Below are 23200 nucleotides of genomic sequence, written 5' to 3' on the forward strand. Positions count from 1 at the left end.
GCGTGCCCTTACTTGCGCTTCTTCTTGCCGTCGAAGAACGGGTTCTCCCAGATGACCGAGCCGCCCTGGCCCAGACCGACGCACATGGCGGTGAGGCCGTACTGCACGTCGGGACGCTCGGCGAACTGCGCCGCGAGCTGGATCATCAGACGAACGCCGGTCGCCGCGAGCGGGTGTCCGACAGCGATCGCGCCGCCCCACTGGTTCACGCGCGGGTCGTCGTCGGCGATGCCGAAGTGGTCGAGCAGCGAGATGACCTGGATGGCGAACGCCTCGTTCAGCTCGAACAGGCCGATGTCGTCGATCGTGAGGCCGGCCTTCTTCAGTGCCTTCTCGGTCGAGGGGATCGGGCCGATGCCCATGATCTCGGGCTGCACACCGGCGAACGCGAACGAGACCATCCGCATCTTCGGGGTGAGGCCGAACTCCTTGACGGCCCCTCCGCCGGCGAGCAGCGACATGGTCGCGCCGTCGGTGAGCGGCGAAGAGGTGCCGGCGGTGACACGACCGTGCGGACGGAACGGCGTCTTCAGGCTCGCGAGGTCCTCCATCGTGGTCTGCGGGCGACGGCCCTCGTCCTCGGTGGCCAGGCCCCACGCGCCGTCGGCGCCCTTGGTGGCGACCGAGACCAGGTCGGGCTGGATCTTGCCCGCATCGTAGGCGGCCTGCACCTTGTGCTGGCTGAGCATGCCGAAGCGGTCCGACCGCTCTTTGGTCAGGTGCGGGAACCGGTCGAAGATGCGCTCCGCGGTCACACCCATGTTCAGCGCGCCCGGGTCGACCATCCGCTCCGCGACGAAGCGCGGGTTGGGGTCGGCGTTGCTGCCGATCGGGTGATGACCCATGTGCTCGACTCCGCCGGCGAGGGCGAAGTCGTACATGCCGATGCCGATGGATGCGCCCATGGTGGTGACGCTGGTCATGGCGCCGGCGCACATGCGCTCGATCGCGAGACCGGGAACGGTCTGCCGGAGACCTGCCAGGATCGCGACGGACCGTCCGAGGGTCAGGCCCTGGTCTCCGGTCTGGCTGGTCGCGGCGATGGCGACATCGTCGATGCGGTCCGCGGGGACGCCGGGATTGCGTTCCATCAGTCCGATGGTCGCCTTGACGGCGAGGTCATCCGCGCGGGTGTTCCAGTACATGCCCTTCTCGCCGGCGCGCCCGAAAGGTGTGCGCACTCCGTCGACGAAGAAGACGTCCGAGATCTCGGCCACTCTGCCTCCAGTGTTGTGGGATGCTCCCAGCCTAGGAAGGCGAGGCGGGCCGACGGAATCGGTTGGATCGAATCTACGATTCCTCGGCCGGGGCCGCTTCCGACGATTGCCCTGCTTCTACAAAGGCATCCGCGATCTTCTGTGCGGTCCGCTCAATCTGCCAGTGCCGGGCTCCGAGGGCGCCGAGCGCCTCACCCACCTCTTCGGCGGTAGGCGCCGGTGTCGGCGGATTCCACGCCACGCGGCGCAGATAGTCAGGCGTCAGCAGGTTCTCGGTGGGCATGTGCAGCTCTTCGGCGGTCGCCTCCACCACAGGGCGGGCGGCCTTGAGTCGCGCATCCGCCTCGGGATTGCGATCCGCCCACGCTCGCGGCGGGGGCAGCGCGTCGCTGGGCACACGCTCACGCGGCAGATCGGTCGTGGTGCGACCGCGCTCGATCGCACTCCACCAGCGGTCGAGCTGCGTCCTGCTCGCGCGGCCGTTGAACTCCTTGATGCCGGCGAGCGCCTGCTTGCTGGACGGATTGCCGAGCAGAGCGGCGAGCAGTGCCCGATCCGGCACCAGCCGGCCGGGCGAGACGTCCATCTCCTGTGCGTACTCCTCGCGAGCCGTCCACAGCTCGCGGGCGACGGCGAGGTTTCGCGCACCGCGCACCTTGTGCAGGCCGCTGAGCCGGCGCCAGGGATCCTCGCGCGGAGGCTTCGGCGCCCGCGAGAGGGTTGCCGCGAACTCCTCACCGGCGATCTCGGTCTTGCCGGCCTCGGCGAGTTCGAGCCGGAGTGCGTCCTCCACGTCGATCAGGTGCAGCACATCCAGCGCGGCGTACTCCAACCACGGGTCGGGGAGGGGCCTGGTGGACCAGTCGGCCGCGGAGTGCTCCTTCTTCAGCGTGATCCCGAGCGTGTCCTCGACGACTGCGGCAAGCCCGACGCGGTCGTGGCCGAGCAGGCGGGAGGCCAGCTCTGTGTCGAACACGGATGCCGGTTCGAGCTGCAGCTCGCGCAGCGACGGGAGATCCTGGCTCGCGGCGTGGAACACCCACTCCGTGTCGCCGATGGCGTCCTGAAGCGGGGCGAAGTCGCCGATCGCCGGCGGGTCGAAGAGGAACACTCCCGCATCCCGTCGGAAGACCTGCACCAGGTATGCGCGCTGGGAGTATCGGAACCCGGACGCCCGCTCGACGTCGACAGCGACCGGTCCGTCCGCTTCGGCGAGCTGTGCCGCCGCCTTCTCGAAGGCCTTGCGATCGGAGATCACTTCATAGTCAGCCACGGCCGCCCTTTCTCGCGCCGAACACGGCGACGTTCTCAGAGCCGGGCGGCAACCCTGCAAGCATACCGACCAGCTCCGCCCATGCCTCGGCGTGCGGGCGGACCGGTCCCTCCGGAGTCCAGGAGGCGCGCAGTTCGATCTGGGCGCCGTCGCCCTGCTCGGAGAGGCCGCCGAAGCCCTTCGAGAGGGTCTTCGTCGAAGTGCCCGATGCGGAGTGATAGACGGCGTTGCGGGACTCCAGCGCGTCGACCAGCCACGACCAGGTGACGTCGGCGAGCAGAGGGTCTGTGCCGATCTCGGGCTCCAGCGGCGCCTGCGCGAAGGCGACGATGCGCCAGGGACCGCCCCAGGCCGCCGGTTCCTCGGGGTCGTACAGCAGCACGAAGCGCCCCGTGCCGTAGATCGAGTCTCCGTGATCATCTGGCCGCACATCTGCGGCGAGGGCCAGCGAGAAGGGCGCGAGGCCGGTCGGTGAGGGGATCTCCCGGACGACGATGTCCGAGCGGAATGCGATCTCGCGCAGCTGCGTCGCAGCGGCGTCGAAGAGCGCAGCGGATTCCGAGGGGGCGGTCACGGCAACAGGCTAGAGTCAGGAGGCGATGAAGAGTCTCAGGCACGCCGTAGCGATCGCCGTACCCGCGCTGGTCGCGGTCGCCGCGGCAGGAGCTGCGGTCGCCGCAGTGTTCGCCACCGCACGACGGGTAGTCACGCCCAGCGCCCGCAGCATGGACACCGAGATCCTCGCGGTCGACACCGGTGCACAGACGATCGAGTTGCGCCGCACCCCCGACACCGAGCTGCCGGGGCGCTACGGGCTGTTCACGACCGGCACCTACGGGTACGTCAAGCTCGGCGCCGTGCTCAGCGCCGACCAGCGCAAGGTGCGGCGCAAGCTGCTCACCCAGATCGACATCGGAGCGAAGGTCGACCGCGGTGCCGCCTTCAGCGGCTGGTACTACTCGACCCCTGCCGAGCTGCACATGCCCTACGAGACCGTGCTGATCGGCTCGCCCGCCGGCCCGTGCCCGGCATGGCTGTTCCCCGCAGCTCCGGATGCCGCGGCATCCGGCTCCCCGGCATCCAGTACCTGGGTCATCCAGGTGCACGGCCGCGGGACGACACGCGCGGAGTGCCTGCGCGCCGTGCCGGTCTTCCACTCGCTCGGCATGCCCACCCTCGTCGTCTCGTACCGCAACGACGGCGAGGCGCCCCGCAGCCGTGGTGGCTCGTACGCGCTCGGAGCCTCCGAGTGGCTCGACGTCGACGCCGCCATCGGGCACGCGCTGCGGCACGGCGCGGAGCGCATCGTGCTGATGGGCTGGTCGATGGGCGGGGCGATCGTGCTGCAGGCATCGGTCAACTCGGCGCACCGTGAGGCCATCGTCGGGATGGTGCTCGACTCGCCGGTCGTTGACTGGCGCACCGTGCTGCGCTTCCAGGCGCGCGAGGCGGGTCTCCGCGAGCCGCTGCCCGCACTCGCGATGGAGGCGCTGTCCACCCCGTGGTCCGCGCGTCTCGGCGGTGCCGAGCAGGCGATCCCGTTCGACAGCCTGGACATGGTCGCAAGGGCCTCGGAGCTGTCGGTGCCGATCCTGATCCTGCACAGCGACGATGACGGGTTCGTGCCCTCGGACGCGTCGCACGCCCTGGCCGCAGAACGGCCGGACCTGGTGACCATGCCGACGTTCACCGTCGCCCGGCACACGAAGCTGTGGAACTACGACCAGACCTCGTGGACGACCGCGATCGCCGGCTGGACCTCAGCGCTCATCGGTTCCTGACTCGGCGAACAGTCAGCGCTTCTGCACGACCTGGTTCTTGGCGCGCATCAGCATGCCCGTCATCCCGCCGATCCGCAGCGGCGAGACCAGCTTGGTCAGGCCGAGGCTCTGCGGGTAGTCGTTCGGGATCGCGAGCACCTCGTCGGCCGTCAGCCCATCGAGGCCCTGCACCAGGATGCTGGCGAATCCGCGCGTCGTCGGAGCCTCCATCGGTGCGGTGGCGTGCATGTGCACGATGTCGTCCTGCACGTCGAGGTGGATGAACACGGGGGACTGGCATTCCGCGACGCGCTCGTACATCTCGGGGTGATCGGCCAGCTCGGCGGGGACCGCCGGCAGCTCGTTGGCGAACTCGAGCAGCAGCGAGAGCCGGTCACTCTCGGGCAGGTCGAGGAAGTCGTCGCGGAACTCTGCGAGGGTGTCAGGGACGTGCTCAGTCATCCCTGACATCCTCCCACGCTCAGAGGGAGCCGGGCTCCGCTCCGGTGGCGATCGGCACGCGGACAGCGCTGCCCCACTCGGTCCAGGATCCGTCGTAGTTGCGCACGTTCTCGAACCCGAGCAGGTGCTGCAGCACGAACCAGGTGTGGCTGGATCGCTCGCCGATGCGGCAGTACGCGACGATCGCGTCGCCGTCCTTCAGCCCTGCGCCGTCGCGGTAGATCGCCTCGAGCTCGGCGCGGGTCTTGAAGCCGCCGTCCTCGGCGACCGCCTTGCCCCACGGCACGCTCTGCGCGGTGGGAATGTGGCCGGCGCGCAGTGCTCCCTCCTCGGGGTACGCGGGAGCCGAGGTGCGCTCACCGCTGTACTCCTCGGGGGAGCGCACATCGATCAGCGGGCCCTGGCCGATGAAGGCGACGACGTCGTCCTTGTAGGCGCGCAGCACGGAGTCGTCGCGCTCCACCACCGGGTACTCGGTGCGGGCGCGGCCGGCAGGCGCTGTGGTGATCTCGCGGCCCTCGGAGATCCAGCGGTCGCGGCCGCCGTCCAGCAGGCGGACGTCCTCGTGGCCGAACAGCGAGAACACCCAGAGGGCGTAGGCGGCCCACCAGTTGTTCTTGTCGCCGTAGATCACGACGGTGTCGGAGCGGTCGATGCCCTTGCGGCTGAGCAGTTCGGCGAAGCCGGCGCCGTCGACGTAGTCGCGCACCACAGGGTCGTTCAGCTCGGTGTGCCAGTCGACCTTCACGGCGCCGGGGATGTGCCCTGTCTCGTACAGCAGCACGTCCTCGTCGGATTCGACGACCACGAGCCCTGGCTCGCCGAGGTGCGCCGCGAGCCATTCCGTGGTGACGAGGCGGCCGGGCTCCGCGTACTCGGCGAACTTGGCGGAACTGGTGTCGAACTCGATGGGCACGAGGGTCTCCTGTGGTCGGGCGAACGGGTGGTTCGGGCAGACGGCGTAATGTGGAGCCGTCCCTTTGACGATAAGCCTCCCCGCGGCAGTGCGCATGCGGATTACGAAAGACGTCTACACGCGAATGACCCAGGCGACCAGCACCGGAATCGTCCACATCACCGATCGGATGCCGGTGGTCACCGGCAGCGAGATGCTGGCCAGCCTCGTGCCCCCGCCGCAGTTCGACGGGGCGACCTTCGAGAGCTATCGGGCCGATGCCGCCTATCCCTCGCAGGAGGAGTCCAAGGAGAAGCTGATGGGCTTCGCCGGAGGCGCCGCGCAGCCGGTGAAGCGCGGCGGACTCTTCCGGCGGGCGCCGAAGGTGCCGGAGACCAAACCCGGCGTCTACCTCGACGGCGGCTTCGGTGTCGGCAAGACCCACCTCCTCGCGGCGATCTACCATGCGATGCCCGCACGTCGGAAGTACTTCGGATCGTTCATCGAGTACACCGCTCTCGTGGGAGCCCTCGGCTACAAGAACACCGTGGAGCTGCTGCGCGGCTCCGATCTGCTCTGCATCGACGAGTTCGAGCTCGACGATCCGGGCGACACCATGGTCATGACCAGACTCCTCGGCGAACTCGTGGCATCAGGCACCAGACTGGCCGCCACCTCGAACACACCGCCGAACGCGCTCGGCGAGGGACGCTTCGCCGCACAGGACTTCCTCCGCGAGATCCAGGCGATGTCCGACAGCTTCGAGACCCTGCGCATCGACGGCGTCGACTACCGTCAGCGCGCCATCGACGGGCATTCCGTCACGCTCGACGATGCGGCGTTCGCGGTTGCGATCGAACACGGCGCAGTCGGTGCAGCGGCATCCGACGACGAGTTCGGCGAGGTCATCAAACACCTCGCCCAGGTGCATCCGTCTCGCTACCTCCGTCTGATCGATGGGCTGAGCCTGATCGGCCTGCGTGACGTGCACGTGCTGACGGATCAGTCCGAGGCGCTGCGCTTCGTCGCGTTCGTCGACCGCGTCTACGACGCGCAGATCCCGATCGTCGCGACCGGCACGCCGCTCGACGAGGTGTTCGCCGACGAGATGCTCGGCGGCGGCTACCGCAAGAAGTACTTGCGTGCGATCTCGCGTCTGAACGCGCTGACCCACTCCGCCGCGTAACACGACGTTCACACGGGGGCGTGGCTCGTAACACGCCTGCAACGCGGCGAGCGATCGGCGGAAACGCGACAGTTCCACACTGAACCTCAACTTCTTCTCCCGAAAGTGAGGTTCGACATGGATGCACCGGGGAACATCTCCTGGGCCGTGACGGCGACAGCGTTGGTGCTGCTGATGACGCCGGGCGTCGCATTCTTCTACGGCGGTCTGGTCAAGGCGAAGAGCGTCATCAGCATGATGATGATGAGCTTCGGCGCGATCGGGCTCATCGCCGTGCTCTGGATGCTCTACGGCTACTCGATGAGCACCGTCGAGAACCCCATGCAGTTCGCAGGCAACCCCTTCGCCGACTTCGGGCTCGCTGAGTCGGCGTCGGAGCCGGGGGCGAACGTGGGGCTGCTGAGTGTCGCCTATGGAGCCACGTTCGCGATCATCACCGTCGCCCTGATCTCGGGCGCGATCGCCGACCGAGCGAAGTTCGGACCGTGGCTGATCTTCGTGGGCGTGTTCGGCACGATCGGCTACTTCCCGATCGCGGCCTGGGTGTGGGGCGGCGGCTGGATCATGAACCTCGGCATGTGGCTCTTCGGCGCGGACAGCGGGATCGCCGTGATCGACTATGCCGGCGGCACGGCGGTGCACATCAACGCCGGTGCGGCGGCGCTCGCGCTGTCGCTCGTGCTGGGCAAGCGCATCGGGTTCCACAAGGGCATGCAGAAGCCGCACAACGTGCCGCTCACTCTCCTCGGCGCCGCGCTGCTCTGGTTCGGTTGGTTCGGATTCAACGCCGGCGCGGAATGGCTCGCCGAGGACATGGGCAAGGTCGGACTGATCGCCATCAACACCATGGGCGCCGCTGCGGCGGGCATCCTGGGCTGGATCCTGATCGAGAAGATCAAGGACGGCAAGCCGACCTCGGTCGGCGCAGTCTCGGGTGCGGTGGCCGGGCTCGTCGCGATCACCCCCGCATGCGCGAACCTGGCGCCGGGCTGGGCGCTGCTGCTCGGGGCGCTGTCCGGTGTCGCCTGCGCGATGGCGGTGGAGCTGAAGTACCGGCTGGGCTTCGACGACTCGCTCGACGTCGTCGGGCTGCACCTGGTCGGGGGACTGCTGGGCACTGTCTACCTGGGCTTCTTCGCGACGGGGCAGGGCCTGTTCACCGGCGGAGACCTGCGGCTCCTGGCGGTGCAGGTGATCGCGTCCGGCGGCGTGATGATCTACTCCTTCGTGGTCGCGCTGGTGATCGGCCTCACGATCGAGAAGACGATCGGATTCCGGGTGACCAGTGACGAGGAGATCGCGGGCGTGGACCTGGCCGTGCACGGCGAAGCAGGATACGCGCTGGACGAGCCGGTCCCCGCGCACTGAGCGGAGATGCGGAAGAGGCGGGGATCCCGATGGATCCCCGCCTCTTCGCTGTGTCTGCGACGCTCAGGACTCGTCGGAGCCCTCAGCGGTCTCTTCGCCCTCCGCGGCCTCCGCGGCGGGAGACTCGTCCTCGTCGGACGCGGTCTCGTCGGCGGCATCCTCTTCCGAAGCCTCGACCTTCACCGCGGAGATCTCGAACTCGAGCGAGATCTTCTCCGAGACGAGCATGCCGCCCGAGTCGAGCGGGGTGTTCCAGACCAGGCCGAAGTCGCGGCGGTTCAGTCGGCGGGTGCCCTCGAAGCCGGCGCGGAGCTCGCCGTAGGCACCGGTCTCGATGCCGGTCAGTGCGAGCGGGATCATGACCTGCTTGGTGACGTCGCGGATCGTCAGGTCGCCGGTCACGGAGAACGCGCGGTCGTCGACCTCTTCGATGTGGGTGCTCACGAAAGTGATCTCGGGCCACTTCTCGGCGTCGAAGAAGTCGCCGCTGCGCAGGTGGTCATCGCGCTGCTGCACGCGGGTGTCGACGCTGCCGACCTGCATGACGACCTTCGCCCAGGACTGGTCCGGGTTCTCGGTGTCGACGTGCAGGTGGCCGGTGATCTCGTTGAAGGCGCCGCGAACCGTGGTCACCATGGCGTGCTTGGCAGAGAACCCGATGCGGGTGTGCGTCGGGTCGAATTCCCAGTCGCCGTTGACTTTCTCGAGGTCGATCACGCGTGTCTCCTATTCGTTCTCGCTCGGGATGACGAGAGATCCGTCTGAGCATAGCAACCAGTCCTGTGTGCGATTCGCTGTGGCTCATCTATGTTGGGCGAGTGAGTTCGACCAACGGCATCCTGTCCACGCTGCTCGAGATCCTGCAGAAGATCCTGCGCAAAGAGGCGACCGTCGCTCCGGTCGCACCGCGACTTCCCGATCGATCGGAGCACGGCACGGGGGAGGAGTCCGGGCGGATGCCGGGCAGCGAGACGATCCGCGTCGACCCCGACCGCATCCGAGATCTGCGCGTCTCCTACGCCCCGCAGCGCGACGGTGCACCGGATGCCGGCGAGGTGATCTGGACGTGGGTCCCCTATGAGGAGAACGACGGGCGAGGCAAGGACCGGCCGGTGCTGGTGATCGGCCGGCACGCTGCGGATCGCGTGTACGCGGTGCGGATGACCAGTAAGCCGCACGACGGCGACCGCGACTACCTGTCCATCGGCTCCGGCGGATGGGACGGTCAGGGGCGCGAGTCGTGGGTCGACATCGAGCAGCTCTACAGCGTCCATGACCGAAGGATGCGTCGTGAGGCGGCGGTGCTCGACAAGCAGCGGTACAAGCGCGTGGTGGCGGCGCTGATGCGCCGGTACGGCTGGGCTCGGGAGAGCTGAGCAAGCGGACAGGCGGGCGGATCCTCTGCAGGATCGCGCCCGCCTGTCGCCACGCGCTATCGGCCCCCGCCGCCCTTGGGGGCGAAATCGACGGACACGAGCAGGCGCTGCTCGACACCGTGGATCTCGAGCCAGTTGCCCTTGAGAGCGAACGACCCTGCTCCAGAGAGCGTCACCTTCGCGTTCTGGCTCTTGTACCCCTTGGACGGCTTCAGGCGCAGGCGCAGGTCTCCCTGCGCGTCCACGACGCCTTCGGCAGGGGTGACCGTGCCGTTCTCGGCCGTGACCGTGTACGTGTAGCGCCTGGGCTGCGACTCGAACGCGGCGACGGCAGACTTCAGCCCGTCGTATGCGGTGCGGATCTCGGCGCGAGTCGCATCTGCGGTGCCGAGGGTGCCGTCACCCGCGGTGATGGCGGCCTCGAGCGCGTTCGACAGGCCGCTGTCGAAGACCCTCCCGTTCTCCGCCTCCACCGCGGCCGAAGCCAGCAGCTCGTTCGCGTACTCGACGGCAGCGCTCAGCGCCTCACGGGGCCGCGACGTGTCGGATGCCGCGAACAGGCTCGCGATCTCGTCGGCTGAGAGCGCGGACGCCCACATCTTCAGGTCGTCCATATCGAGGCCGGTCGGGTAGGAACGGCTGCCGTCGACGCCGATGAGCATGTCCAGGCCGCTGGTGAGGCTGCCCACCGATGCGATGCTGCCCTCTTTCGCGAGTGCGCCGTCGAAGTACGTGCGCGCCGTGTCGGTGGTGCGGTCGACAGTGATGCTCATCATGTGCCAGGAACCGCGGTAGTTCGGCACGTCGCCGGTCACGTAGACACCCTTGGAATCGTCGCCCAGGGTGAGTTCGAGCTTCCCCGTGTTGGATCCCTCGGGCGCGAGGTTGATGCCCGAGCGGTAGAAGTTCGACCAGTTCTTGTTGCTGATGATCGAGCCGTACCCGCCGAGCGCGGTGACCTTCGTCCAGAAGCTGATCGTCAGGTCCTTCTCGGTGCCGAGGTCGAACTCGGGACGCTTGCCGAGCGAGACGTAGCTGCCGGTGTCGGCAGCGATGCGCAGGGCCCTGCCCGAGACGCCGGGGCGGTCGTCGTCGACGAACGAGACGGATCCGGTCGCGGTCGCGGGGGTCGAGCCGCCGGCCTCGTCGGCGAGATCGCCCTCGAACCGCATGTCGAGGAACGCACCGCCGGGGACCGGGGTGGCCTGGTCGGGGAAGCTCGGGAAGCTGAGCGTTCCAGCGGTGCGGAAGCTGCCCTCGAGTGCCTCCGACCTGTTCTGGAAGTCATCGAAGGCGTAGACGCGGACGTTGTACGTCTTCGCCGGCTTGAGTCCGGCGATGTCGAAGGTCATCGTGTTCGGCGTCATGAAGAAGCGCGAGTACGCCTTGAACGAACCGGTGAACGACTTCGGCTTGTTCTCACCGAAGTCCGGAACCTGATTCGCAGTGAACGCGACAGGGGCTCCCGCCTTGTCGGTGATCTCCACCTGGTAGTGGTTCACCAGGTCGTCGTCGACCGCCTGGTCGAATCCGAGCGTGAGAGATGTCTCGGTGATCCTGTCGGTCGAGACGGCGGCAGCATCCCACCAGGGGGCGGTCCTGCTGCGGTCGGCATCCTCGTAGGCGAAGCCGGCCTTGCCCTTCGTGGTGTCGACCACCCATGGCATGCCCATCCACCGCTGGTGCGTCACGTCGAAGCGGCGGATGACCGTGCTGCCGTCGTCGAGCGCGCTGATGAAGTTCGCGGCCTTCTGGTTCCAGCCGTTCGCCGGGTCGCCCTGGTTGCCCTCGAAGTACCCGCCGCCGAGGAAGTCGCCCGGCACATCCTGATAGATGTAGTTCATCGAGGCGTTCTCGTAGACCGTGAAGTCCTTCTGGAAGATGCTCGTCGCGGGGTTCGACGAGAAGTGCGTGTGCGCCGAACCGAGCATCGCCTGCGGGTATGCGGCCAGGATGGCCTGCAGATCGGGGCCGGCGAGATCGTAATCGCCGTGGAACGGGCCGCCGAGCGAGGTCCCGGCGTAGCCGCTGTGGATGTTGACGAAGATCGGCTTGCCGGGGTCGTAGTCGGGAGCGGAACTGATCTCGGCGAGCGTGCTGCGCAGGTAGTCCTGGTACCCGGTGCGCTGCCCGCCGTAACCGAACGTGCTCTTGCCGTTGTAGTCCAGACCGATGAAGTCGTAGCCGTTGACCTTCCTGTGGAAGTTGCCGACGTATTGGTCGGCGGCCTTCGGGTAGGACCAGGTCGGGTCATCGGCGTGCTTCTCGTCGAAGGTCTTCCCCATCAGATCGGCGATGTCATGGTTGCCCTGCGTGAACATCTTCTGGGCGTCGGGGAAGTTCTCGGTCATGACGCGCTCGACGGCGCGGTACCAGCCGGCGGTCTTCTCGCTCTTGCCGGCGAGGTGGTCGTAGTACTCGGGCTCGTTCGCGCCGACGACGTCGCCGTTGTCGACGAGGGCTTCGACGGAGAAGCCCTTCTTGTCCGCCCAGGCGCGGATGCGCTCGAAACCTGCGCGGGAGTTCTCATAGGCGACCTGCTCCGACGTCTTGTCCGCGGTCGCGGCGCCCCCGAGCTCGGTGTCGGACATCGTGATGAACTCGAGTCCGGCCCCGACATCGTTGTACGCGTCGTTCGCGGCGTCGATCCGCGCCTGGGTCATTGCTTCAGGCGCACGCGCTTCCGAGGCCGTGGCGACGGCGGGGAGGCCCGACAGTGCGATCGCGGACACGACGGCCGCCGCGGTGATCGCGCTGCCGCGGGCGAATCCTGTTGCTCGAAGGCGTCGGCACGGGGATGACGACGGTCTGGGGGTGTTCTGCATCTCTGATCTCCAAGATCGCTGAGGGGGAGGGGTGCGATCGGAGACGGTAGGGCGGTCAGATGACCGAGGCGTGGCGCGGCGATGAACGCGGCGACGGGATGCCGGCGAAAACGGGTGAACAACCGGTGTCGCCCGTTGCATCCCGCAGACGCGAAGAAGCCCGGGATCGGAATGATCCCGGGCTTCTTCTTGTGGAGCGGATGACGAGACTCGAACTCGCGACCCTAACCTTGGCAAGGTTATGCGCTACCAACTGCGCTACATCCGCGTGGGCGATGCCGGACTCGAACCGACGACCTCTTCCGTGTGAAGGAAGCGCGCTACCAACTGCGCCAATCGCCCATGTGTAGTTGTCGTGTGCACTGCGGCACGAATGAAAAGCATACCTGATGCTGAGGGCGCTCCAGGCATCGAGCCCCAGGTCGGGCGTGGCGTGCGTTCGGCCGCCGCCCGGACACGCCCGGTGACGTCATCCGGTTTGGTGAACGTCTGATCCTGAGCTAATGTATTTCGAGTGCCCGGTACGCCGGACAACATGAAAACTGAACAGTTTGCGGATGTAGCGCAGTTGGTAGCGCATCACCTTGCCAAGGTGAGGGTCGCGAGTTCGAGTCTCGTCATCCGCTCGAGTGCAGGTGCCCCAGCCAGGGGCGCTGGCATGTGGGTTCGAATCCACCTCATGGTGGCGTGGCCGAGTGGCTAGGCACCGGCCTGCAAAGCCGTTTACACGGGTTCGAATCCCGTCGCCACCTCTCGAAAAACTGAATAGCCCATTGGGCGCGATTGGCGCAGCGGTAGCGCGCTTCCCTGACACGGAAGAGGTCACTGGTTCGATCCCAGTATCGCGCACAACAGAAAACCCCGGTTCAGCCGGGGTTTTCGCGTATCCGGGGGCCCCCTTTGAGGCGCCCGTGCCAACGGCGGGCCACACTGGACCCATGACCGCGCTGCGCATCCTCATCCTGTTCGTGCTCGCCGCGACCGCGGAGATCGGGGGAGCGTGGCTGATCTGGCAGGCGATCAAGGAGAACCGCGGTTGGATCTTCGCCGTACTCGGAGTCATGGCGCTGGGGGCATACGGCTTCATCGCGGCGCTGCAGCCCGATGCGAACTTCGGCCGGGTGCTCGCCGCGTACGGCGGTGTCTTCATCGCGGGGTCGCTCGCCTGGGGCATCGTCGTGGACGGGTTCAAGCCCACGATGTGGGACTACGTCGGATCGGGCGTCGCACTCCTCGGCGCGGCCATCATCATCCTCGCGCCCACTGCCGCGGCATCCGCCGACTGAGCGGCATCCCTGCGGTCCGGCGCGCGCACGCGGGGCGAGTAATCTTGACGTGACCCCTGGATGGAGATTGTCTGTGTCTGAGAACGCCCAGCCGAACGCCGAGAAGCGCGATGGCTTCGCCCTGTTCACCGACCGTTCTGTCGTCGCTATGCGCGTCAACGGTGTCCTGAAGGACCTCGCCGCGACGGTGACGGAGACCGACGTCGTCGAGCCTGTCACGATCGACAGCCCGGCGGGACTCGACATCCTGCGTCACTCGACGGCGCATGTCCTCGCCCAGGCCGTGCAGCGCATCCGCCCCGAGGCGAACCTCGGCATCGGCCCTTTCATCACCGATGGCTTCTACTACGACTTCGGCGTCGAGACCCCGTTCACCCCTGAGGACGTCAAGGCGATCTCCAAGGAGATGCAGCGCATCGTCCGCGAGGGCCAGCGCTTCACCCGCCGCGTGGTGACCGAGGACGAGGCGCGCGCCGAGCTCGCGAACGAGCCGTTCAAGCTCGAGCTCATCGATCTGGCCGGCGGCCCCGGCTCGGGAGCGGATGCCGCAGAAGGAGCATCCGTCGAGGTCGGAGCCGGCGAAATCACCATCTACGACAACGTCGCGAAGGACGGCGAGGTCATCTGGAAGGACCTCTGCCGCGGTCCGCACCTGCCCAGCACCCGCATGATCGGCAACGGCTGGGATCTCACTCGCATCGCCGCTGCGTACTGGCGCGGCAGCGAGAAGAACCCGCAGCTGCAGCGCATCTACGGCACCGCCTGGCCGACAAAGGACGAGCTGCGCGCGTACCAGGAGCGCCTCGCCGAGGCCGAGCGTCGCGACCACCGCAAGCTCGGCGTCGAGATGGACCTGTTCTCGTTCCCTGACGAGATCGGCTCGGGTCTCGCGGTCTTCCACCCCAAGGGCGGCATCATCCGCTACGAGATCGAGGAGAACCTGCGCAAGCACCTGCTGCGCAACGGCTACGACCTCGTCAACAGCCCGCACATCACCAAGAAGGACCTGTTCCAGACCTCCGGGCATCTGCAGACCTACGCAGACGGCATGTTCCCCCCGATGCACCTCGACGAGATCGTGGACGACGAGGGCAACGTCACCCGTCAGGGCCAGGACTACTACCTGAAGCCCATGAACTGCCCGTTCCACAACCTGATCTTCCGCTCGCGCGGCCGCTCGTACCGCGAGCTCCCGCTGCGGCTGGCGGAGTTCGGCACCGTGTACCGGTATGAGAAGAGCGGCACGCTGTCGGGCCTCACCCGCGTGCGCGGACTCACCCAGGACGACGCGCACATCTACGTCACCCAGGATCAGGTGCGCGAGGAGCTCACCACCAACCTGAATCTCGTGCTCGAGCTGCTGCGCGACTACGGCCTGAACGACTTCTACCTCGAGCTCTCCACCAACGAGGAGGGCAACCCGAAGTTCCTCGGCGAGCCCGAGCAGTGGAGCACTGCGATCGACACGCTCCGCGAGGTCGCGCTCGAGTCCGGCCTCGAGCTGGTGGCGGACCCGGGCGGTGCAGCCTTCTACGGCCCCAAGATCTCGGTGCAGGCCCGCGACGCCATCGGTCGCACCTGGCAGATGTCGACCATCCAGCTGGACTTCAACCAGCCCGAGCGCTTCGAACTGGAGTACACCGGCCCCGACGGGCAGAAGCACCGTCCGGTCATGGTGCACCGCGCGCTGCTCGGCTCGATCGAGCGCTTCTTCGCGATCCTGCTCGAGCACTACGCCGGTGACTTCCCGCTGTGGCTCGCGCCGGTGCAGGCGGTCGGCGTGCCCGTCGCCGAGGAGTACGCCGAGTACCTCGACGGCGTCATCGGCCAGCTGAAGGCCGAGGGGCTGCGCGCCGAAGTCGACCACTCCGATGACCGGATGCAGAAGAAGATCCGCAACCACACCACGGCGAAGGTGCCGCTCATCCTCATCGCGGGCGAGCAGGACCGCTCCGCAGGCACCGTCTCGTTCCGGTTCCGGGACGGCACGCAGGAGAACGGCGTGCCGGTGGCAGATGCCGTGAACCGCATCCGCGCGGCCGTCGCCGCGCACACCAGGGTGATGGCGGCCGAGGACCTGGCGTGATCCTTCGCCATTTCGTCTCGCTGCGCTCGCTCAGTACGGCGCTCGCTTCGCTCGCTCAGGAGCCGGGCAATGACTGACGTGGAGGACGCCGCGCATCTCGCCGGTGTCCCCGACGAGTTCCAGCGGCTGTGGACCCCGCACCGGATGGCATACATCCAGGCGGGCCCCGAGCCGCTGCGCGAAGAGTGCCCGTTCTGCGAGGCGCCGAAGCATCCGGATGCCGAGCGGCTGATCGTGGCCCGCGGTGAGACGGCCTACGTGCTGCTGAACCTGTTCCCGTACAACTCCGGCCACCTGCTGGTGTGCCCCTACCGGCACATCGCCACCTACGATCAGGCGACGCCGGACGAGGTCGCCGAGATCGGCGCCCTCACGCAGACCTCGATGCGAGTGCTTCGCGAGGTCTCGAACTGCGACGGCTTCAACCTCGGGATGAACCAGGGCGCGGTCGCCGGCGCCGGTGTCGATGCGCACCTGCACCAGCACATCGTGCCGCGGTGGCGCTCCGACGCGAACTTCTTCCCGATCATCGCGAAGACCAAAGCGCTGCCGCAGCTGCTCGGCGAGGTCCGCGAGGCCGTCGCGAACGCGTGGCCTGCGGACGACTGATGCCCGGGGCCGTGCGCTGAGGCACCCGCGGAGCCCTTCTGTTGAGAATCAGGATCGTTCCACGCCGTACCTGCGTGCGATGAGCGCCGCCGCAGGATGAGCCGGCTGCAGAGGCACACCGCGACGGAGCCGGCCCTATTACCCGAGGACGCGTCGGCGGATCAACGGAGCGGATGCTCGAGCGAGATCGCGAATATGTGCCCGTTCGAACTGGAACCCAGCCGGAGGGCGACGAGTCGGCGCGCCGGGTCCACCGCCACCGTCTGGTGGTAGATCCGCACGACCAGGCCATGGTCTCCGGACGTGTGGTGGCGGTGCGTGGTGATGACGAGGGGGACGTCGTCGTTCTCCGACTCCCGGCCCCAGTCGGTCAGCCGTACGGTCTGGGAACCGGTACTGCCATCGGCGTACTCGAGTGTCACGGCCGTCGAGGACGTGCCGTTCACCCCGCTGCCGAGCACGTTGAGTCGGGCGTAGGAGCCCTCCGGCACAGCGACCCTCTGTCCGGAGGGGACGATGTTGTTCTTCTGCCCGTCCGCATATCCCGGGAAGAGCCAATCCACGTCACCGGCCGACCAGGCGCCCGAGGCGGGCATCTCCTCGGCCGGATAGGAGTATCCCGAACCCATGTTCCCGTCGGTCAGGCTCGTCTGAAATGTGATCGCGTCGTGGTTCAGCACATCGTCCAGCGGGACAGGAACCGTTGCGCCATGCACGATGTCCGGTTTGCCGTAGGCGTACGGTGTGAGCGGTGCCGCGCCGATCGCAGTGTCGGGTCGGGTGCCCTCGGTGTAGATCATGACCTCATCGTCCGCGGCGAGGGTGAGACGCAGGCCGTCGCCCTCGACCGAGAACGCAACAGGGCTCTTCGGACCCTTGAGGCGCTGAACCGCCCACGGCTGCGGCAGCCCGGTCGGCACGAGGTGCAAAGGCTCGCCGGCAAGGCTCTTCACTCTCACGAAACGCGTCACGCCGGCGGTACGCGCTGCGCTGACGAGGAACGCCCCCTCCGTACGCAGGTCGTGGACCGCCAGTTCGGGCCACGACGACGGGACAGCCGGGAACACCCGTACCCTGTCGCCTCTCGAGGCGATGAGCATGTCGAGGATGCTCTGCGCGCCTGCCAACGGCGTCTCGATGACCGGTCCGGTCTCGGCGTACATCGTGTTGGGTCTGACGTACTTGTCCAGGAGCGTGGAGAGATAGTCCAGAGCGCGGTCCCCATCGCCGAGCAGCGACGACATGGAGGAGGCGCCGGTGAAGGTGTACCCCTGCAGAGCGCCCGAGAAACCGACCCAGCGCTTCACCGAGCGCTCGAGCAGGTCGCGGTTGCCGGCGTCATCGAGGTCGAGGATCTGCAGTGGGTAGAACCAGAGCAGATGGGAGAAGTGACGGTGCGAACTCGTCAGCGCGCGGTTCGCGCCGATCCGCAGACCGCCGGCATCCTGCGGCGGAGCGACCAGACGATCCAGCACGTCACGCCAACGCGGCGCGAGCTCGTCCGGGATGCCCAGGCGCTTCGCGGAATCCAGCAGCGTACGACATCCCCACGTGAGCAGGGCGAGGTCGTAGTTGGTGTCCGTCGCGAAGTCGTACTCGGGAGAGTAGGTGCGCGGAAGGTGCAGCCGGCCGTCCGCACCCTCCTGCAGGAAGTGCAGGTAGTAGTTGATGGCGCGTCGGAGTACGGGGAAGATCAGGTTCCGCAGCACCTCATCGTCCATCGAATGACGGTATGAAAGCCACGCGTTGTGGAGCGCCCAGGTGAGGTTCCCGAGCTCGAGCTGGGAGGCGGCTGCCGCGGTGTCACCGGCTTCGGCCAGCTGATCCGTGCGCAGGTCCTCTTGGCTTGTGCGGGCGAGACCAGCGGAGTCATGCCGGTACTTCTCCGGCACGTTGAGGATCAGATTGCTCTGATGCTCGCGCAGCGACGAGCTGAGGGAGTCGAGCTCCGGATGCCCCGACGCGTTGATCAGCCAGTACTCGAGCTGCACGTTCAGGTTCCACCAGGTGCCGGGCCACGGCGTGGGCTCGAGCCATTGAGCGCAGGTGCCGACGGGTGGGCGCCCGGCTCTCGTGGCGCTGGCCAGCTTGTAGAGCTGGATCCAATAGAAGCTGTGCAGGCGACCGTCAGGCACCGACACGAAGCTCTTCCGGTAGAACGAGTTCCACCATTCGCGGTGCTCGGACGTGAGCACGTCGAGCGCGGGGGCCTCATTGAGCGTGGCCTCGGCCGTCTGCGAAGCATCTGCCGCAGGGAAGGAATGCGCGACCGTGAGCAGCGTCGTGCTGCCGGCGGTGCGCCACATCGTTGTCGTGCGACCGCCGGCGACGAGGTCCTGCTCGCAACGGTCATCGCCCAGTACGGGTGCAGGGTTGTCGCGCAGTCCATCGGGTCGTGGGTTGAATCCCAGACGCGGGCTCTCCGCCTTGTACGGCGTGAACGACAGCGACGCCGTCTCGCCGTCGGACGGATCGGTGACGATGACGAGGAGATCGCGGGTCGCATGTGTGAACGCGCGCAGCGCGATCGTCCCCCGCGTCGTCTTGATAGTGCCCGACAACTCGGCGTCGTACACCGAAATGCGGAGGTCGACATCGATGAGCTCACCCGCTGTGACGATGTCGAGGCGGCCGATGCGCAGGCGCGCGTTGCCGAAGAGGCTGCCGCCGGTCTCCTGGTGGTCTCTCACGCGGCTGTCGCCGATGGTGAAGGAGAGCCGCTTGCCGACGCCGTAGACCGCTGCGCCGAGGCCGCCATTGCCCAGGTAAGGGCCCTCATAGAACGAACGGGGGATCCGGCCCCAGAGCAAGTCCGCCGTGCCCAGGAACCTTGCCCAGTCGGCAGAGGTCTCCAGCCGGAACTTCACCGGGAATCTCGGAGTCTCCCCGGCGAAGGCCGGCACGCCGGCGAGCATGGTGAGAGCGACGCCGGTGGCAGCACCGCCGAGGAACGTTCTGCGGTTGATCTCAAGAGCGGACATTGAGTTCCTCCAGGACACATCATCGTGTTCGACCTCCCCGGAAACATCGGAGGTATGGAGGCAGTGTGGCGCTGGCGAGGGTATTAAGTCAAGGATTCCGCGCGAAATGATCGGATGACAGTGCAGGCGCTGGGTCGGTTTACCGTACCTGGTGCGCGGTGAACTGCAGGCGAGGATTCGCGTAGTACTCCTGCGACTCCACCAGCTGCAGCTCGCGCTCGCCCGACTCGAGCGTCGCCTTGAGCAGGTCGAACACGCTGGACACGGTGCGCTCCAGCGCGACCTTCGCGTCGCCGGTCTCGACGTATTGCGCGGTGAACAGCGCCGCCGTCACGTCGCCCGATCCGTTCGCCTTCATCGGCAGATGCGGGGTGGCCACGAGCCAGGCGCCCTTGTCGTCGACGGCGAGCATCTCGATGGTGCCCTCCTCGCGATCCGGGCGCTCCACGCTGGTCACCAGCACGACCGAGGGCCCCATCGCACGGGCGAGGTCGACCGATGCCAGCGTCTCATCCAGCGTGGACGGCTCGGTGCGCGTCAGGTACCCGAGCTCGAACTGGTTCGGCGTGATGAGGTCGGCGACCGGCACGACCCGGTCGCGGAGCAACTCGGGGATGGCCGGTGCCACGAAGCATCCGGATTTGGCGTTGCCCATCACCGGGTCGCACGCGTACACCGCGCCCGGGTTGGCGGCCTTGACGCGTGCGACGGCGTCGATGATGACGTCGCCGATGCCCTCGCCGCCCTGGTAGCCGCTGAGCACGGCATCGATCTGCGGCAGCACGCCGCGCTCCTCGATGCCGGTGATGACCTCGCGCACGTCGGCGGGGTCGATCAGCGGCCCGCGCCAGGCGCCGTAGCCGGTGTGATTCGAGAAGTTGACGGTGTAGACCGGCAGCACCTCGACGCCGATCCGCTGCAACGGGAAGACGGCGGCGGAATTGCCGACATGACCGTAGGCGACAGCGGACTGGATCGAGAGGATCTTCATCCCGCCATCCTCTCACCCCGCTGAGACGTCATCCGCGCACGGCGGTCTCGAGGTCGTTCAGCAGCGCCGTCGTCTCGTCCTCGTCGAGGTCGTGCACGGTCAGGCGCAGGTGGTGGGAGGGGGCGGTCGCCTCGTCGGGGCGGAACTCGTCACCGGTGCGAGCGAGCCAGCCGCGGCGCATCAGGTGCTCGGCGGCGCTGCGCGCGGGAACCGGCAGCTCCACCCAGAGGTTCAGGCCGTCGCCGGGCTCGCACGGGATGCCGCGGGCGGTGAGCCCCTCGGCAAAGGCGCGGTTCTTGGTCGCATAGTGCTCGGCAGCCTCACCGAACAGCGCCCGCACCGAGGCATCCTGCACCTGCGCCAGCGCGAGACGCTGCAGCAGGTGGCTGACCCAAGTGGTGCCAGGACTGAGCCGCATCGCGAGCCGACCGGCCGTGGTGGGGTCGGTGGCCGCCACAGCCAGACACATGTCCGGCCCCAGGAACTTTGACACCGACCGCACCAGCGCGAACCGCCTGTGCTCGGGACCGATCAGCGACTCGTACGGACGGTGCGAGAGGACGGAGAAGTGGTCGTCCTCGATGACCAGCACATACGGATGCTCGACGAGCAGCTCACGCAGTGCCGCAGCGCGGGACGGGGAGAGCGAGGCTCCGGTGGGGTTCTGCGCCCTCGGCGTGCACACGATCGCCCGCACTCCCGCGTCGAGAGCGGCGCGCAGTCCGTCCACCGTCATCCCCTCGGCATCCACCGGCACGGGGATCGTGCGGTAGCCGCCCAGGCGGGCGGTGTGGATGCTGGCGAGGAAGCACGGATCCTCGAGGGCCACGGCATCGTCGCGCATCAGCGCCTGCGCGAGCAGGCGCTCCACAGCATCCACCGCGCCGCTCGTGATCGTGATGCGCAGGTCGTCGCGCCGCAGGTCGGCGGCGACCCATTCGCGTGCCCATGCGTCGAGCGCGGGGTCGATAACGGGCTCGCCGTAGAGCACGGGGCGCCCGACGATCCGCTGCAGCGCGGGTGTCGGATCCGGGATGAACGCCGGGTCGGGATTGCCGGAGCCGATGTCACGCAGCACGGTGTTCGCCGCCAGTCCCTCCTGTGCGACGGTCTCCGCGCCGGCGACGACGGTGCCTGCGCGGCCGCGGGAGAGCACGAGTCCGGCCTGTGCGAGCTGCCGGTAGGCGGCGACCGCGGTGTTGCGGTTGACGCTGAGGGATGCCGCCAGTTCGCGCACCGGCGGAAGTGCGTCGCCGGGGGACAGGAGCCCGCGCTCGCGGAGCGCGCGGATGCTGTCGGCGATCTCGGCCGCGGTGGAACCCGTTATCTGGTGCATCGGCTCGAGTCTACGGTGCTATCGTTTGGCATAGGCCAATAGTTGTCTTTGTCCCGAGAGGATCCCCATGTCTGAGCAGACCACCGGATCGGCCCGCGTCAAGCGCGGCCTCGCCGAGATGCTGAAGGGCGGCGTCATCATGGACGTCGTCACCGCCGAGCAGGCGAAGATCGCAGAGGATGCCGGCGCCGTCGCCGTCATGGCACTCGAGCGCGTCCCCGCCGACATCCGCGCCCAGGGCGGCGTCTCCCGCATGAGCGACCCCGACATGATCGACAGCATCATCGACGCCGTCTCGATCCCGGTGATGGCGAAGGCCCGCATCGGTCACTTCGTCGAGGCGCAGGTGCTGCAGGAGCTCGGGGTCGACTACATCGACGAGTCCGAGGTGCTCTCGCCCGCCGACTACGTCAACCACATCGACAAGTACGACTTCACCGTGCCGTTCGTCTGCGGCGCCACGAACCTCGGCGAGGCGCTGCGTCGCATCAACGAGGGGGCGGCGATGATCCGTTCCAAGGGCGAGGCCGGCACCGGCGACGTGTCCGAGGCGATGAAGCACATCCGCAAGATCCGCGGTGAGATCGCGGCCCTCGGCGCGCTGTCGAAGGATGAGCTGTACGTCGCCGCCAAGGAGCTGCAGGCGCCGTACGAGCTGGTCGCCGAGATCGCCGAGACCGGCACGCTCCCCGTCGTGCTCTTCGTCGCCGGTGGCGTCGCCACCCCGGCGGATGCCGCGATGATGATGCAGCTCGGCGCAGACGGCGTGTTCGTCGGCTCCGGCATCTTCAAGTCGGGCAACCCGGCCGAGCGTGCCAAGGCGATCGTCAAGGCGACGACTTTCTTCGACGACCCGAAGGTGATCGCCGAGGTGTCCCGCGGGCTCGGTGAGGCGATGGTCGGCATCAACGTGTCCGATCTGCCTGCTCCGCACCGCCTCGCAGAGCGCGGCTGGTGACCACGCCCCGCGTCGGTGTTCTCGCGCTGCAGGGTGACGTGCGCGAGCACGCCGCCCTGCTCGCGGAGCTGGGCGCCGAGGTCGTGCTGGTACGGCGGCCCGAGGAGCTCGCGACGGTCGCCGGCCTCGTGATCCCGGGTGGCGAGTCGACCGTGATCGACAAGCTCTCGCGCACCTTCGGGCTGCAGGAGCCGATCCGCGCGGCCATCGCCGACGGGATGCCTGTCCTCGGCACCTGCGCCGGGCTGATCATGCTCTCGAACGAGCTGGTCGACGGCATCGAGGGCCAGCAGACCTTCGGCGGGATGGACGTGGTCGTTCGCCGCAACGCCTTCGGACGTCAGACCGAGTCCTTCGAGGCGGAGCTGGAGGTGCCGGAGCTCGGCGACGCCCCGGTGCACGCCGCGTTCATCCGCGGACCCGTGGTCGAGTCGGTGGGGCGCTCGGCCGCGGCTCTCGCCGCGCTGCCGGACGGGCGCGTGGTGGCGGTCGAGCAGGGGAATCTGCTCGGCATCAGCTTCCACCCCGAGATCTCGGGTGAGCCGCGCTTCCACCAGCGCTTCCTCGACCGGGTCGCAGCGCGCGGCTGAG

At 67.8% G+C, this 23200-nt stretch carries 19 protein-coding genes and 5 tRNA genes; 12 read left to right on the forward strand and 12 right to left on the reverse strand.

Features of this window, described 5'->3' with window-relative positions:
- Window positions 1-8 precede the first annotated feature (8 nt).
- From ACFVDO_RS01895 to ACFVDO_RS01905, 3 genes are all read right to left on the reverse strand, one after another.
- Window positions 9-1217 carry a thiolase family protein gene (locus tag ACFVDO_RS01895; protein ID WP_378858962.1) on the reverse strand — a complete coding sequence of 403 codons (1209 nt, stop codon included), beginning with the start codon at window positions 1215-1217 and terminating at the stop codon, window positions 9-11.
- A 73-nt stretch (window positions 1218-1290) separates the two neighbouring features.
- Window positions 1291-2490 carry a ribonuclease D gene (locus ACFVDO_RS01900; protein WP_378858963.1) on the reverse strand — a complete coding sequence of 400 codons (1200 nt, stop codon included), beginning with the start codon at window positions 2488-2490 and terminating at the stop codon, window positions 1291-1293.
- Complete coding sequence (locus tag ACFVDO_RS01905; RefSeq protein ID WP_378858964.1) at window positions 2483-3064, reverse strand: DUF3000 domain-containing protein; 582 nt, start codon at window positions 3062-3064, stop codon at window positions 2483-2485. Before ACFVDO_RS01905 ends, ACFVDO_RS01900 begins: the two co-directional genes overlap by 8 nt.
- A gap of 25 nt (window positions 3065-3089) precedes the next feature.
- Between ACFVDO_RS01905 and ACFVDO_RS01910 the strand changes: the two genes are divergently transcribed.
- Entirely contained in the window at window positions 3090-4271 is a 1182-nt protein-coding gene (locus tag ACFVDO_RS01910; protein WP_378858965.1) for an alpha/beta hydrolase family protein, read from the forward strand.
- Between the two features lie 12 nt (window positions 4272-4283).
- Here ACFVDO_RS01910 and ACFVDO_RS01915 read toward each other — a convergent pair whose 3' ends face one another.
- Together ACFVDO_RS01915 and ACFVDO_RS01920 are read right to left on the reverse strand one after the other, a co-directional pair.
- Window positions 4284-4712 (reverse strand): SufE family protein, encoded by a 429-nt coding sequence (locus tag ACFVDO_RS01915; RefSeq protein ID WP_378858966.1) that lies wholly within the window; start codon window positions 4710-4712, stop codon window positions 4284-4286.
- Between the two features lie 19 nt (window positions 4713-4731).
- Window positions 4732-5628 carry a sulfurtransferase gene (locus ACFVDO_RS01920; protein ID WP_378858967.1) on the reverse strand — a complete coding sequence of 299 codons (897 nt, stop codon included), beginning with the start codon at window positions 5626-5628 and terminating at the stop codon, window positions 4732-4734.
- A gap of 124 nt (window positions 5629-5752) precedes the next feature.
- Between ACFVDO_RS01920 and zapE the strand changes: the two genes are divergently transcribed.
- Together zapE and ACFVDO_RS01930 are read left to right on the forward strand one after the other, a co-directional pair.
- Window positions 5753-6793 carry a cell division protein ZapE gene (gene zapE, locus ACFVDO_RS01925; RefSeq protein WP_378858968.1) on the forward strand — a complete coding sequence of 347 codons (1041 nt, stop codon included), beginning with the start codon at window positions 5753-5755 and terminating at the stop codon, window positions 6791-6793.
- A 117-nt stretch (window positions 6794-6910) separates the two neighbouring features.
- Window positions 6911-8161: an ammonium transporter gene (locus ACFVDO_RS01930; RefSeq protein WP_378858969.1), complete on the forward strand. Its 1251-nt coding sequence runs from the start codon at window positions 6911-6913 to the stop codon at window positions 8159-8161.
- A gap of 63 nt (window positions 8162-8224) precedes the next feature.
- Here the strand turns inward: ACFVDO_RS01930 and ACFVDO_RS01935 are convergent, their stop codons facing one another.
- Window positions 8225-8878: a YceI family protein gene (locus tag ACFVDO_RS01935; protein WP_378858970.1), complete on the reverse strand. Its 654-nt coding sequence runs from the start codon at window positions 8876-8878 to the stop codon at window positions 8225-8227.
- 101 nt (window positions 8879-8979) lie between these two features.
- Between ACFVDO_RS01935 and ACFVDO_RS01940 the strand changes: the two genes are divergently transcribed.
- On the forward strand, window positions 8980-9537 hold the full coding sequence (locus tag ACFVDO_RS01940) for a type II toxin-antitoxin system PemK/MazF family toxin (protein WP_378858971.1): 558 nt from the start codon (window positions 8980-8982) through the stop codon (window positions 9535-9537).
- 56 nt (window positions 9538-9593) lie between these two features.
- On the opposite strand, the gene ACFVDO_RS01945 is transcribed toward ACFVDO_RS01940, so the two are convergent.
- From ACFVDO_RS01945 to ACFVDO_RS01955, 3 genes are all read right to left on the reverse strand, one after another.
- Window positions 9594-12269, reverse strand: coding sequence for a LamG domain-containing protein (locus ACFVDO_RS01945; protein ID WP_378858972.1), 2676 nt, complete (start codon window positions 12267-12269; stop codon window positions 9594-9596).
- Window positions 12270-12554: 285 nt separating this feature from the next.
- Window positions 12555-12630: transfer RNA gene (locus tag ACFVDO_RS01950), tRNA-Gly, on the reverse strand.
- 1 nt (window position 12631) lies between these two features.
- Window positions 12632-12704 (reverse strand) — tRNA-Val (locus ACFVDO_RS01955).
- Between the two features lie 211 nt (window positions 12705-12915).
- Here ACFVDO_RS01955 and ACFVDO_RS01960 point away from each other — a divergent pair.
- The 6 genes from ACFVDO_RS01960 to ACFVDO_RS01985 all read left to right on the forward strand — a co-directional run bounded on the left by ACFVDO_RS01960 (window position 12916) and on the right by ACFVDO_RS01985 (window position 16343).
- Window positions 12916-12988, forward strand: a tRNA-Gly gene (locus ACFVDO_RS01960).
- A gap of 55 nt (window positions 12989-13043) precedes the next feature.
- Window positions 13044-13114: transfer RNA gene (locus ACFVDO_RS01965), tRNA-Cys, on the forward strand.
- A 25-nt stretch (window positions 13115-13139) separates the two neighbouring features.
- Window positions 13140-13211, forward strand: a tRNA-Val gene (locus ACFVDO_RS01970).
- Between the two features lie 89 nt (window positions 13212-13300).
- Window positions 13301-13648, forward strand: coding sequence for a YnfA family protein (locus ACFVDO_RS01975; protein ID WP_378857326.1), 348 nt, complete (start codon window positions 13301-13303; stop codon window positions 13646-13648).
- Window positions 13649-13796: 148 nt separating this feature from the next.
- The gene (gene thrS / locus ACFVDO_RS01980; RefSeq protein WP_378857346.1) at window positions 13797-15734 is read left to right on the forward strand and encodes a threonine--tRNA ligase; all 1938 of its coding nucleotides are present in this window, start codon (window positions 13797-13799) and stop codon (window positions 15732-15734) included.
- Between the two features lie 69 nt (window positions 15735-15803).
- Entirely contained in the window at window positions 15804-16343 is a 540-nt protein-coding gene (locus ACFVDO_RS01985; RefSeq protein ID WP_378857324.1) for an HIT family protein, read from the forward strand.
- A 161-nt stretch (window positions 16344-16504) separates the two neighbouring features.
- On the opposite strand, the gene ACFVDO_RS01990 is transcribed toward ACFVDO_RS01985, so the two are convergent.
- The 3 genes from ACFVDO_RS01990 to ACFVDO_RS02000 all read right to left on the reverse strand — a co-directional run bounded on the left by ACFVDO_RS01990 (window position 16505) and on the right by ACFVDO_RS02000 (window position 21651).
- Window positions 16505-19324 carry a Tat pathway signal sequence domain protein gene (locus tag ACFVDO_RS01990; protein ID WP_378857322.1) on the reverse strand — a complete coding sequence of 940 codons (2820 nt, stop codon included), beginning with the start codon at window positions 19322-19324 and terminating at the stop codon, window positions 16505-16507.
- Between the two features lie 139 nt (window positions 19325-19463).
- The gene (pdxY, locus tag ACFVDO_RS01995; RefSeq protein ID WP_378857320.1) at window positions 19464-20315 is read right to left on the reverse strand and encodes a pyridoxal kinase PdxY; all 852 of its coding nucleotides are present in this window, start codon (window positions 20313-20315) and stop codon (window positions 19464-19466) included.
- Between the two features lie 28 nt (window positions 20316-20343).
- Complete coding sequence (locus ACFVDO_RS02000) at window positions 20344-21651, reverse strand: aminotransferase class I/II-fold pyridoxal phosphate-dependent enzyme (RefSeq protein ID WP_378857318.1); 1308 nt, start codon at window positions 21649-21651, stop codon at window positions 20344-20346.
- A 67-nt stretch (window positions 21652-21718) separates the two neighbouring features.
- Here ACFVDO_RS02000 and pdxS point away from each other — a divergent pair, with 67 nt between their 5' ends.
- Both pdxS and pdxT read left to right on the forward strand, forming a co-directional pair.
- Window positions 21719-22609, forward strand: coding sequence for a pyridoxal 5'-phosphate synthase lyase subunit PdxS (pdxS, locus tag ACFVDO_RS02005; protein WP_378857316.1), 891 nt, complete (start codon window positions 21719-21721; stop codon window positions 22607-22609).
- On the forward strand, window positions 22603-23199 hold the full coding sequence (gene pdxT / locus ACFVDO_RS02010) for a pyridoxal 5'-phosphate synthase glutaminase subunit PdxT (protein ID WP_378857344.1): 597 nt from the start codon (window positions 22603-22605) through the stop codon (window positions 23197-23199). Before pdxS ends, pdxT begins: the two co-directional genes overlap by 7 nt.
- Window position 23200 lies beyond the last annotated feature (1 nt).

The sequence above is a fragment of the Microbacterium sp. NPDC057741 genome (assembly GCF_042798735.1).
In the GTDB taxonomy this organism is placed as follows: Bacteria; Actinomycetota; Actinomycetes; order Actinomycetales; family Microbacteriaceae; genus Microbacterium.